Consider the following 12,390-nt stretch of genomic DNA (forward strand, 5'->3'; position numbering starts at 1 on the left):
GCCCGGGACCTCAGGTCCCGAGCCGCTGCTGCAGGCCGCTCGCGCGTCCGGCCGGGCGGCCGATCGCGGCGCGTACCGCCTCCTCGGTGCCGATGATCCGCACGGACTCCTTGGCCCGGGTGACGGCGGTGTAGAGCAGCTCGCGGGTCATCAGCGGCGAGTCCGCGGGCGGCAGCACCACGGTGATCCGCTTGAACTGGCTGCCCTGGCTGCGGTGCACCGTCATCGCGTGGACGGTGCCGACGCCGCCGAGGCGTGCCGGTTCGAACGCGACCGGGGCGTTGTCCCGGGCGAACACCGCGCGGCGCCCCGACGCGGCCCGGACCACGACGCCGGTGTCACCGTTGAACAGGCCCAGGTCGTAGTCGTTCGTGGTGACCAGCAGCGGGCGGCCCGGGTACCAGGGGGCCTCGGCGGCGAAGCCGGGACGCTCGGCCTCGATCCATCGCTCGATCTCCGCGGTCCACCGGGTCACCCCGTGCGGGCCGCGGCGGTGCGCGCAGAGGACGCGATGGTCGTCGAGCACCCGCAACGCCTGTTCGGCGTCCCCGGCCTCGGCGGCCCCGATCACGTCCACCGCGGCCCGGGTCACGTCCTGGCGGAACGTGTCCAGCCGGCGCGGCTCGAGCTCGGCCGCGTCGCCGTCGACGAAGGACAGGTCGGCCGCGCCGCGGCGCAGCAGCGCGACAGCGGCGTCGGGGTCGTCGCCCTGCACGGCCGCCGCGAAGTCCGCGATCGTGCCGTCGAAGCGCCAGTTGCGCTCCAGCCGCACCACCCCGTTGCGCACCACGACGGGCGGGCCCGGCTCGGCGGGCGCGGGGGCGCCCGCGGCGCCGGAGGCCGGCACGGGCCGGTCCACGCGGAACGCCCCGCAGGCGCTCAGCGCGTCCTGCAGGGCGGGCTCGGCCCGGCCGCCCGCGGCGGCGAGGTCGCCGAGCACCGCACCGGCCTCCACCGAGGCGAGCTGGTCCGGGTCCCCGACCAGCACCAGCCGGGCGTCCGGCCGGACGGCCTCCAGCAGCCGCGCCATCATCGTCAGCGACACCATCGACGTCTCGTCGACGACCACGACGTCGTGCGGCAGCCGGTTGCCCCGGTGGTGGCGGAACCGGCCCGAGGTGCCCCGCGAGCCCAGCAGCCGGTGCAGCGTCGACGCCGTCGCCCCCGCGACGGCGGCCCGGTCGGTCTCCGGCAGCCGCCCGTGGGCCTCGGCGACGGACTGGGTCAGCCGGGCCGCGGCCTTCCCGGTCGGCGCGGCGAGCGCCACCCGCAGACCCGGTGCCCCGGGCGGGGCGGTCGCGCGGTGCAGGTCGTGCAGGACGGCGAGCAGGGCCGCGACCGTCGTCGTCTTGCCCGTGCCGGGGCCGCCGGCGATCACGGTGACCGGCCGCAGCGCGGCGACCGCGGCGGCGAGGCGCTGCCGTTCGGCGCCGGCGTCGCCGAGCAGCCGGTCCAGCGCCGCGCACAGCCGGTCGGGGTCGACGGTCGCGACCGGTCCGGCGCGCGCGGTGAACTCGCGGCGGACCAGCTCCTCCTCCTGCCAGTAGCGCTCCAGGTAGAGCAGGTTCCCGAGCAGGCGCAGCGGCCGCCCGGCGGGGCCGTCCTCGCCGACGGCGACCAGCGGGCTGTCCGCGCAGGCCGCGCGCCACGTCGCGGGCTCCGGCCAGGGCAGCCCGGACACGTCGACGGCGACCTCGCCCTCGCCCGCGGTCGTGGCCGCGGCGCTCGCCAGGTCCACGCAGACCGACCCGTTGCGGATCGCGCGCACGGCCAGCGCGGCGGCGAGCACCACCGGTTCGGGCTCGGCGGCGGTCGGGTCGTCGGCGGCGGTCGGGTCGCCGCGCCCGCCGAGGACGGCGAGCCTCCGGGCGACGTGCACGTCGCCCGGCGCGAGGATCTCGGCCTCGTTGAACGCGGCGAGCACCCCGGTCGCGGTGCGGGCGGCCCGCGGACCGAACGGGTCCCGCTCGGGGGCCGGGGGCGCCGTCGCCGCCGGGGTGGGGGGTGCGGTCGTCGTCACGGGGTGCCTCCGTCCAGCAGGTCCGACAGCTCCTCGACCAGGGCGGCGGGTGGCCGCCAGGCGAAGACGCCGCACGGCGCGGCCATCGGTCCGGACCCGGTGACCGGGGTGTCCGGCCCGCACATACCGCGCAGGAACAGGTAGCCGACCCCGCCGAGGTGCGTGTCCGGGTCGTAGCCGGGCAGCCGCCAGCGCAGGTAGCGGTGCAGCGCGACGGCGTAGAGCAGCGCCTGGAGCGGGTAGTGCGCGTCGGCCATCGCCGTGGCCAGCCGGTCGGCGGTGTAGTGCGCCGCGGTCAGCGGGTCGCGCCCGGACGGGCCGACCGGGCCCAGCCAGTTCGTCTTGTAGTCCACGACGAGGAACCGCTCCCCGGCGCCGTCACGGACCCGCAGCACCGAGTCGATGCTGCCGGTCAGGTAGCCGCGCAGCGGCTGTCCGGCGAGGTCGGGGGAGTCGAGGAGGTCGGCGTAGCCGTGGAGCGGGTCGCCGGGCCCGAGGTGCCTGCGGACGGCGGCGGCCAGCCCGGCCAGGGTGAGCCGCCCCGTCGGGGTGTCCCCGCCGCACAGCGGGAGCTCGAAGTCCAGCTCGGACAGCCGGTCGCCCGGCGCGACGTCGGCCAGCGCCAGCCCGGACGCGATCGGCCCGAGCGGGGTCCGCAGCACCGGGACGAGCGCGTCGGCGAGCTCGTCGGGATCGAGGTCGGCCGGCTGGTGGCGCAGCTCCTCGGTGACGTGCGCGACGACCTCGGCCCGCAGCGCGGCGTCGCCCTGGGCGGCCGTGCGGGTGTCGAGGTGTTCCAGCACGGCGTGCACCAGGGTGCCGAACCCGGTGCCCGAGGGCAGGTCGGCCATGGGGGAGGGGAACGCCGCGGGGCCGGCTGCGCCCGCCGTGGCGTCCCCGGTGGGGGCCGCACCGGGCAGCGGGGCGGGGTCGGGCTCGTCGACGATGCCCTCGTCCTCGGGCTCGGTCAGCACCCCGGGCGCGGTCGCGGCCGGTTCCGGCTCGGCGTCGACGGCCGGGTGCGGGTGGTGCGCGGCGTGCGCGGCCGCGGTCAGCGCGGTGTAGGACGTGCGCCGCCACGCGGTGTCCAGCGTGCGGGTGAACGTCGCGACGGCCAGCCCCGCGTCGGGCGGGACCGGGGTGCGGTCGGCGGGGTCGCGGTCGTGCAGGGTCTCCACCGACGCGCCGGCCGGGGCGAGCCGCTCCCGCAGGAACGCCAGCGCGTTCGCGTCGCCGGGGACCTTCGCGGTCGGTTCCGGCTCCGCGCCGGGCCCGGCGTGCCCGAACAGCACCCGGTGCAGCGACGCCGCCGCGGTCGTCGTCCCCGGGACCCACCAGGCGACGACCTGGCTGCAGGCGCGGGTGAGCGCCACGTACAGCAGCCGCAGGTCCTCGCCCGCCTCCTCGGCCTGGTGCAGTGCGGTGCGCCGGGTGCGGTCCGGCCCGGTGGACCCGCCGACGTCGAGCAGCCGGCGCTGGCCACCGGCACCGGGCGGGGTGTCGTGGTAGAGCAGTGTCTCGGGCCGGTCGTCGACCCAGCGGTCCCACGCGAACGGCAGGTACACCACCGGGAACTCGAGCCCCTTGGACCGGTGCACCGTCACGATCTGGACGGCGTCGGCGTCGGACTCCAGCCGCCGGCTCCGCTCGGCGGAGGTGTCGCGGGCGGCCTCGCCGATCCGGTGCCGCAGCCACTCGGTGAGCGCCGTCGGGCCCAGGTGGCGTTCCAGCGCCGCGGAGTGCAGAACCTGGCCGACGTGGCGCACGTCGGTGAGGTCGCGCTCGCCGTCGGGGCTGCGCAGCAGGCGCTCGGCCGGGGCATAACGGGCGAACACGGCCTCCTGCAGGGCGGCGACCCCGCGCTCGGCGAGGACCTGGTGCCAGGCCCGCAGGTCCGCGCCGAGCTGGTCGACCAGCCCCTCGGCGTCGGGCCCGCACAGGTCGGCGACGGTGTGGCCGACGAACCGGGTCAGCGCGGCGGCGCGCAGCCGCATCGAGCGCTGCGGCTGCTCGACGGCCTCCAGCAGCGTCAGCCACTCCGCGGCGACCGGCGTGGTGAACACGCTGGTGGAGCCGGTGAGCACGGCGGGCACCCCGGCCTCGGCGCAGGCGTCGCGCACCAGCAGGCCCTGGGCGTTGGTCCGCACCAGCACCGCGACCTGCCCGGGGCGCAGCCGTCCCCCCGCGAAGCGGGCGGTGCCGTCGAGCAGCTGCGACAGGTCGACGGCGACGTCACGCGCCACCACGGCGCGGGCGCCCTTGGCCCGGGCCAGCCCGCGCCCGGTCAGGTCGAGCCGGTCCCGGTCGACCAGCCGCAGCCGCAGCGGGGCGTCGTGCCGGGCGGTCAGCCGCCGCCCGGTGTGGTGGGCCCGGACCGGGTGCACGACGATCCCGGAGTCCCCGAGGGCGGCCTCGCCGAACACCCCGTCCAGCGCGGTGAGCAGGGCCGCGTCGCTGCGGCGGTTGGTCGAGAGGGTGCGCCGGGTCGCCGCCGCGTCGGCGGCCCGCAGGTAGCTGTGCACGTCGGCGCCGCGGAAGGCGTAGATCGCCTGCTTCGGGTCGCCGATGAGCACCAACGTGGTGTCGGGGGCGGAGTGGAACGCCAGGGAGAGGATCTCCCACTGCAGCGGGTCGGTGTCCTGGAACTCGTCGACGAGCACCACCGAGAACCGCGACCGCAGCCGGTCCCGGGCGGCGGGGCCGCGGACCGGGTCGCGCAGCGCCGCGGCGAGGCGGGTGAGCATGTCGTCGTAGCTGTAGATGCGCGAGCGCCGCTTGCGGGCGTCGACCTCGCGGCGCACCGCGGAGGCGAAGCCGTACCGGGTGGCGGCCGGGGTGGCCGGGTCGGCGTCGCGGGGCTCCAGCTCGGCCTGCGGGTCGCCGACGGCGCGACGGGCCAGCGCCAGGGCCGCGGCCCGGTCGAACGCCGGGCGGCCGGCGTTCGGGGCGGCGTACTTGCGCACGTAGAAGTCGTCGACGACCTCGGTGACGACGTCGTCGACGTGGTCGACGAACTCGGCGTCGGGGTCGTTGTCCCCGGCCACGCCCAGGCCGGCCAGCATCTGCATGCAGAACTGGTGGGTGGTGGCGATCGTCGCCGCGTCGAACGACGCCGACGCCGTCGCCAGCCGGGCCCGCCGCCGCTCCAGCTCGGCCGGGTCGGTGGTGGCCAGGTGCGCGACCACGGGGTCGGCCTCCGGCGTCGGCGGGGCGGCGCCGGCGAGCACGGCGGCGAGCGCCCGCTCGGTGCCCACCAGCCGCTCCCGGACCCGCTCGCGCAGCTCCTGGGTGGCGTCGCGGCCGAAGGTGACCAGCATCAGCCGATCCAGGTCCGCGACGCCCTCGGCGACGTAGCGGGTCGCCAGCGCGGCGATCGTGTAGGTCTTCCCCGTCCCCGCGCTCGCCTCCAGCACGACGGTGCCGGACGGCAGCGGCCCGTCGACCTCGAAGGTCGGTGCCGACAACACGCTGGTGGTGCTCACGGCGCGTCCTGCCTCTCGTGGTCGAGCAGTGGTGCCCACAGCCGGACGGCGAGCTCCCCGAAGCGGGTGGGCTCCCCGCCGGACCCGGGCTCGGGACGGGCGACCAGCGGGCCGCCCGCGGCGCCCCGGACGAAGACGTGCGGGGCCTCGGCGTGCTCGAAGCGCGACCACTCGCTCTCCGCGGCGGCGAACGCGTTGGCCGGGACCACCCCGCGGGAGCGGTTGCGGGCGTAGACGGCGGCGGCGTCGGTGGGCAGCGGCAGCGGCGCCCGCAGGCCCTCACGGCGCAGCGCGACCAGGTCGGCCAGGGTGCGGCGGGCCAGGCCGGGGTCGACCGGGCCGAGCACCGAGCGGGCGGCGCCGCCGGGGCCGCGCCCGACGGTCACCGCCGTCCAGGACCGGCCGGGGTGCGCGGCGGTGAGCGCGAGCAGCTGGACCCACGCCCGCAGCCGGTGCTTGGCCTTGAGCCGCGAGTACTCGACGCGCACCACGACGTCGCCGTGCAGGCCCGGCACCGTCCCGGCGACGGCGCGGCCGTCCTCGGGTGTGCCGGTGAGCTGCGCGACGAGGTCCTGCGAGCCCGCCTCGCCGGTCGCGACCGCCGCCGCGACGGCGACCAGCGGCTCGACCTGCCCGCCGACCTCGGTGAGTACCCGGTGCCCGATCCCGCCCGGCGGGAGGTCACCGCGCAGCGTCTCGGCCCGCGCGACGGCCTGCGGTGCGGCCCCGGCGAGCCGGTCGGTCAGCAGCCGGTCCCCGATCTTCCAGGTGGCCAGGCCGTCGAGCTCGACCGGCAGCGCGTCGTCGGGCTCGACGTTCTCCTCCGGCGGCAGCACCCGCACCCGCTGGCGCAGGAACGCCCGCACCGGGTGCTCGACGAAGGCGACCAGCTCGTCGAGCTCGACCACCCCGTCCGGCGGGTCCTCCGGCGGAGGCAGCGGGTCCGCGCCGAACAGCGGGGTCACGGTGCGCGGCCCGGCCGCGGCCTCGGCGCCGCGCAGCGCGGCCCGGTCGAAGCTGAACGGCCCGGCGGCCAGCAGCGCGCCGGAGGTGAAGTTGCGCCGGTCGAACGGCTGCAACGGGTGCCGGGCCCGCAGCGCCTGCGACGCGGGCGTGCCGGTTCCGGTCCGCACGCAGGCGTCGATCGCGTCGCACAGCTCCCCGACCGGCACCGACGGCGGCCGGTCGGCGCCGGTGCGCTCGTCGGCGCCGGAGGACACCACGACCAGGTGCCGGGTGGCCGAGCAGAGCGCGTCGAGCAGCAGCTGGCGGTCCTCCCCGCGCGGGTCCCGCTCGCCGACGACCGGGTCGCGGGCCAGCACGTCGTCGCCGTCGGGGGCGCCGGCGCGGGGGAACACCCCGTCGTCGCAGCCCAGTAGGCACACGACCTTGTGCGGGACGGCCCGCATCGGCACGAGCGTCGCGACGGTCAGCGTGCCGGTCCGGAAGTTGGCCCGGCTGGGCCGCCCGCGCAGCCGCTCGGCGAGCAGGCCGCGCACGTCGGGCAGGTCGAGGTCGACCGTGGCGGCCTGCGGCCCCGCGGAGGCGACGACGTCGGCCAGCTCCGCCCGGGCCTGCCCGGCCTGCCAGGCGTCGGTCGGGGTGGTGTCGGTCAGCGCGGACAGCCCCTCGACCAGCGCGTCCACCCAGACCGACAGCGGCTGCGGGCCGCGCAACGCACCGAGCACGGTCGCGAGCCGGTCGACGAACTCGGCGAGCCGCCCGACGAGGTCCACGTCGGAGGAGTCGACCTCGTCCAGCGGCAGCGCGGTGCCCAGCCAGGCCGGGGCGCCCGGGGTCTCGGCCATCGCGACGCCGACGAGCATCCGGTCCAGCCCGGCCCGCCAGGTGTTCTGCTCGACCCCGTCGAGCCGGTAGGGCCGCCGGTGCGCGGCGTCGAGCCCCCACCGGACCCCGGCCGCGGTGACCAGCTCGGACAGCCGCTCCAGCGCGTCGTCGTCGAAGCGGAAACGGCGCCGCACCGGGGCGGAGGCGACCAGGTCGAGCACCTGGGAGGCGCTGACCCGGGACCCGGCCAGCTCCAGCAGCGACGACACCGTGCCCAGCAGCGGGTTCGCCTGGCGCAGGGCGCGGTCGGCCAGACGCACCCGCAGCCGGTGCCCGGGGTGGAGCTCCTCGCGGGAGGGGCCCGCACCGTCGGGGGAGTCCGCGTCCGGGGCGAGGCCGAACGACGCCGTGATCAGCGGCGCGAACACCTCGATGTCCGGGCACATGACGATGATGTCGCGCGGCTCCAGGTCCGGGTCGGTGGCGAGCAGGCCGAGCAGCACCTCGCGCAGCACCTCCACCTGCCGGTCCGGGCCGTGGCAGGAGTGCAGTGCGACGCTGCGGTCGTCCGCGTCGAGCAGGGGACGGTCCTCCGGGGCGGGCGGCACGGCGTCGTCGCGCAGGGCGGTCTGCAGGCGGCGCAGCAGGGTCGGCGCGCCGGTCCCGGCGGGGGCCGGGTGGTGGGTGTCGGTCACGTCGGGCCCGGCCGCGGGGAGCCGCAGGGCCAGCTCCCGGGTGTCCCGGCCGAGCGAGCGCAGCAGCGGATGACGCACGGCCTCGGCGCTGGTGTCGGCGGCGCGCGAGGGCACCCCCGGTGTCCGCGCGGCGCGCACCGCCTCCCACATCGCCGGCGACGGGTGCGGCAGCCACAGGTGGACCTCCCGGTGCGCCGCGAGGGCCTCCAGGACGGTCAGGTGCTCGGCGGCCAGCCGGGTCGGGCCGAACAGCGACAGCCGCGGCCCGACCTCGGGGCCCGGGTCGGCGCCTCCGCGCAGGCGGGCCACCGCGTCGTCGAGGCGCTCGGCGGGTCCGGGCACCCCGAGCGCGGCGTGCAGGCGGCGCCACAGCTCCGGCTGCCACACCAGGTCGGCGGGCACCGCGTCCTCCCCGGCGCGCCAGCGGCGCAGCAGCTCGGGGCGGTGCGTGGCGTAGGAGCCGAACAGCCCGGCCAGCGTGCGGGCGAGCGCGTAGCGGCGGCCGTGCCCACCCCGCTCCAGGTGCGCGGCGAGAGCGGTGAACCGGTCGTCCCCGGGAGCGGCGACGGCCTCGTCGATCAGCTCCAGCAGCGGCCACACCGACCGGCCGGGCGACCACGGGTCGGTCGCCGGGTCGGTGCCGGTGACGTGCGCGACGACCCCGCCGAGCAGCGCGGCCGGCGCCGGGAACCGGACGTTCGCGCAGACCCCGCCGCTGCCCGTCCCCGCACCGAGCCGGTGCGCGAGCCGCTGGGCCAGCCAGCGCTCCACCCCGCGCTCGGGGACCGCGACGGTCTCGGCCGCGAACGGGTCGCCCGAGCCGGCAGCCAGGACGTCGGCGAGCGCCTCGACGAGGGTGTCGGCGCGTTCGGCCCGATGGATCTCCAGCACGGACCGCACGGTAGCGGCGACCCCCGACAGTGACGGGTGGACCCCTCTACCAGGAGGACACGCGGTAGTTCTTCAGGAACACTCCGTGCAGGTCCTCGCCGGCCTCCCCGGCGACGATCGGGTGGTAGACCCGGGCGGCGCCGTCGGCGAGGTCGAGCGGGGCGTGGAACCCCTCCTCGGCCAGGCGCAGCTTCATCGGGTGCGGACGCTCGTCGGTGATCCAGCCGGTGTCCACCGCGGTCATCAGGATCCGGTCGGTCGCGAACATCTCGCCCGCGCTGGTGCGGGTCAGCATGTTCAGCGCGGCCTTCGCCATGTTCGTGTGCGGGTGCCCGGGCCCCTTGTAGCCGCGTCCGAACACGCCCTCCATCGCCGAGACGTTCACGACGTACTTGTTGCGGGCGCTCGACGCCGCCATCGCCGGGCGCAGCCGCGAGACCAGCACGAACGGCGCCGTCTGGTTGCACAGCTGCACCTCGAGCAGCTCGAGCGGGTCCACGTGCTGGACGTGGTCGACCCAGCTGTTGACCGCCGCGGTGTCGGGCAGCAGCCCGCCCGCGTCCACCGCGGTGCCGGCGGCCATCCGCTCCGGCGACGCCGAACGGGCCGTCGTCGCCAGCGCGGCCAGGTCGCGCCCGCCCGGGACCGCGCCGGCCAGCAGGAGCGGGTGCTCGCGCGAGGCACTGGTGAACGACACGATCTCCGGCAGCTCGCCCGCCGGCAGCTCCTCGTGCTCGGCGGCCTCCAGCGCGGAGTACGAGCCGGGGGAGCGGCGCACCGTCTGCGCGGCGTTGTTGACCAGGATGTCCAGCGGCCCCGCGGCGGCGACCTCGTCGGCGACGGCGACGACCTGGCCCGGGTCACGCAGATCCACCCCGATCACCCGCAGCCGGTGCAGCCACTGCGCCGAGTCGGGCAGCGCGGCGAAGCGGCGGGCGGCGTCGCGCGGGAAACGGGTGGTGATGGTGAGGTGCGCGCCGTCGCGCAGCAGCCGCAGCGCGATGTACATCCCGATCTTGGCGCGGCCGCCGGTGAGCAGCGCGCGGCGCCCGGACAGGTCGGTACGGGCGTCGCGGTGGGCACGGTGCGCGGCGGCGCAGTCCTGGCACAGCTGGTGGTAGAAGGCGTCGACGACGGTGTAGCGCGTCTTGCACACGTAGCAGCCGCGGGCGCGGTGCAGCGTCCCCGCGGTCGCGCCGGGGGTGGTCGACACCAGCGGGATGCCGGCGGTCTCGTCGTCGATGCGTCCGGCCGCGCCGGTCGCGGTGGCGGCGGTGACGGCCTCGTCGGAGGACTTCTCGGCCTGCCGCTTCTCGGCGCGGCGCCGCAGCCGCACCGACTTCCAGATCCCCGCGGTCGCCCGCCGGACGACCACGGCGTCGGGGTGTTCGGGTGGCAGGTCGTCGACCCGGGCCAGTACCTTCAGCGCGGTCGCGAGCTCGTCCGGGTCGATGCCGGGGCTGGACACCGGGACACTCCTGGGATCGGTGGTCGGGGGACGGGCGTCGATCCTAGTTCCCCCGATTCCGGCTCAGGACGCCAGCGGCTGCGCGAGCCCGACCTCCTCGGCCATCTCGGTGAGGACGGCGATGTTCAGCTCGAAGGCGTGCACCGCCTCGGCGAGCAGCCGGGCCCGCTGCGCCGGGGTCCAGGCCGCGTCGTCGAGCAGGGCGCGGTACCGGGTCCGGAACGCCGACGGGCTGCCGAGGGCCCTGAAGTCGTAGAACAGCCGCCCGGGGCCCTCGATGCCGTAGGTGCGCTGCAGGACCTTCCCGACGACCTGGCCGCCGGCCAGGTCACCCAGGTAGCGGGTGTAGTGGTGGGCCACGAACAGCGCCGGGTCCGAAGCGGCCTCGCGCAGCCGCGCCACGTAGGCCGCCGTGGAGGGCAGGACCCGCGGGACGCCGCCGCCGAGGGCGTCGAGGTCGGCGTGCAGGGCGGGCACCCGGCGCAGCTCGTCGATCACGAACGGGGCCGCGACCGGGTCGGCGGCCAGGGCGTCCCCGGCCTCCTCCAGCGCGGTGTAGATCGCGACGTACTGCTCGGCGAGCAGGGTGTAGGCGTCCAACGGGAGATCACCGTCGAACAGCGCCCCGAAGTAGCTGCACCGGTGGGCCCGCTCGTGCACCGCCCAGGTGGCCTGGCGGAGATCGGCGGACAGCGTGCCCGTGATGGGGGTCGTGGCGTCCATCGGCCCTCCCGTGACGTGACGTCTGGTGCGACGGCACGGCGCCGGATCTGACACCGTGTCAGATCACGATGCTAAGGGCTGGATGCGGGTAAGGCTAGCCTCAGTCGCGGACAATCGTCGAGACCGCTCGCAGCACGGCGGCCACCGCGGTCTCCACCGTCGCGTCCAGCGCGTCCGGCTCGACCTCGACGATCCGACGGCTCGACAGCGCGGCCGAGACCACGGCGGCGAGCACGTGCGGGTCGTCGTCGACCATCGAGCCGTCGGCGGCGCCGGCCCGGAGGACGGCCACCAGCCGGTCGGAGATGGGGTCGGCGTGCGCGGCGATCCGCCGGTAGGCGGCCGGGTCGAGGGCACCGGCCAGCGCCTGGCCGGGCGGGAGGTGGAACTCGGCGAGGCGGCGCAGCTGCAGCCGGGCGAAGGCGGCGAGCCGTTCGCGGGGGTCCGCGGCCTCGGCGAGCGCGGCGTCGAGCTCGGCGACGTAGCGCTCCGCCTCGTGCTCGACGAACGCGACGAGCAGGGCCTGGCGGTCGGGGAAGTGGTTGTAGAGCGCCGTGCGCCCCACGCCGGCGGCCGCGGCGACCCCGGACAGGGTCACCGTGTCGAAGCCACGTTCGTAGAGCTGCCCGCGCAGGGCGTCGAACACCCGCTCGCGCACCTGCTCGCGGTGCGTCGCCAGCGAGCCCAGGACCTTCGGCACGCGGGCCAGTGTAGGCCCGCGTGCCGGTCGGCCCGGAACCTCAGAGCTGCGCGAGCACCGACTCGACGCCGGAGATCTCGACGGTCGGCGGGACCGGCTCGACGCCGATCCAGCGCACGACGCCGTCGGTGATGATCGCGGCGTAGCGCTGCGACCGGGTACCGAGGCCGAACTTCGACCCGTCCATGTCCAGACCGGCGGCCTTGGCGAAGTCGCCGTTGCCGTCGGCGAGCATGAGCACCGCGTCGCCGGCGCCGCGGGACTCGGCCCAGGCCTCCAGGACGAACGCGTCGTTGACCGAGGTGCAGGCCACGGTGTCGACGCCCTTGGCCTTGAGCTCGTCGCGGCGCAGGACGTAGCCGGGCAGGTGGGTGTCGGAGCAGGCCGGGGTGAACGCGCCGGGCACACCGAACAGCACGACCGTGCCGGTGCCGAGCACCGAGGCGCTCTGCACGGGCTTCGGGCCCTCGGCGGACGGGGTCATCAGGGTGACGTCGGGGATCTGGTCACCGGCGGCGAGAGCCACGGGTTCCTCCTGGTGCTGCGGGGTGGAGCGGTCGGGACCGACCCTAGTCCGCCACCGCCCCGCCCGGCCCCGCGCCGTCGTCACACCCCGTCCTGTC

General features: G+C 77.0%; 7 protein-coding genes. All 7 read right to left on the bottom strand.

Translation table 11 applies throughout. The features are described 5' to 3' along the window. Positions 1–10 precede the first annotated feature (10 nt). A complete protein-coding gene (gene recD / locus ATL51_RS02130) occupies positions 11–2,020 on the bottom strand; it encodes an exodeoxyribonuclease V subunit alpha (RefSeq protein ID WP_208622890.1) in 2,010 nt (669 codons plus the stop codon). Beyond that, entirely contained in the window at positions 2,017–5,502 is a 3,486-nt protein-coding gene (locus ATL51_RS02135) for a UvrD-helicase domain-containing protein (RefSeq protein WP_208622891.1), read from the bottom strand. The genes recD and ATL51_RS02135 overlap by 4 nt, the downstream gene beginning before the upstream one ends. Next, entirely contained in the window at positions 5,499–8,876 is a 3,378-nt protein-coding gene (gene recC, locus ATL51_RS02140; protein WP_167409942.1) for an exodeoxyribonuclease V subunit gamma, read from the bottom strand. The genes ATL51_RS02135 and recC overlap by 4 nt, the downstream gene beginning before the upstream one ends. A 46-nt stretch (positions 8,877–8,922) precedes the next feature. Beyond that, positions 8,923–10,344 (bottom strand): SDR family NAD(P)-dependent oxidoreductase, encoded by a 1,422-nt coding sequence (locus tag ATL51_RS02145; RefSeq protein ID WP_208622892.1) that lies wholly within the window; start codon positions 10,342–10,344, stop codon positions 8,923–8,925. 63 nt (positions 10,345–10,407) lie between these two features. After that, positions 10,408–11,067, bottom strand: coding sequence for a biliverdin-producing heme oxygenase (locus ATL51_RS02150; protein WP_073574532.1), 660 nt, complete (start codon positions 11,065–11,067; stop codon positions 10,408–10,410). A gap of 100 nt (positions 11,068–11,167) precedes the next feature. Continuing rightward, positions 11,168–11,767 carry a TetR/AcrR family transcriptional regulator gene (locus ATL51_RS02155; protein WP_100877479.1) on the bottom strand — a complete coding sequence of 200 codons (600 nt, stop codon included), beginning with the start codon at positions 11,765–11,767 and terminating at the stop codon, positions 11,168–11,170. Between the two features lie 40 nt (positions 11,768–11,807). Further along, positions 11,808–12,293: a peroxiredoxin gene (locus ATL51_RS02160; protein WP_062395851.1), complete on the bottom strand. Its 486-nt coding sequence runs from the start codon at positions 12,291–12,293 to the stop codon at positions 11,808–11,810. Positions 12,294–12,390 lie beyond the last annotated feature (97 nt).

Origin of the sequence: Pseudonocardia alni, from assembly GCF_002813375.1 — a bacterium.
In the GTDB taxonomy this organism is placed as follows: domain Bacteria; phylum Actinomycetota; class Actinomycetes; order Mycobacteriales; family Pseudonocardiaceae; genus Pseudonocardia; species Pseudonocardia alni.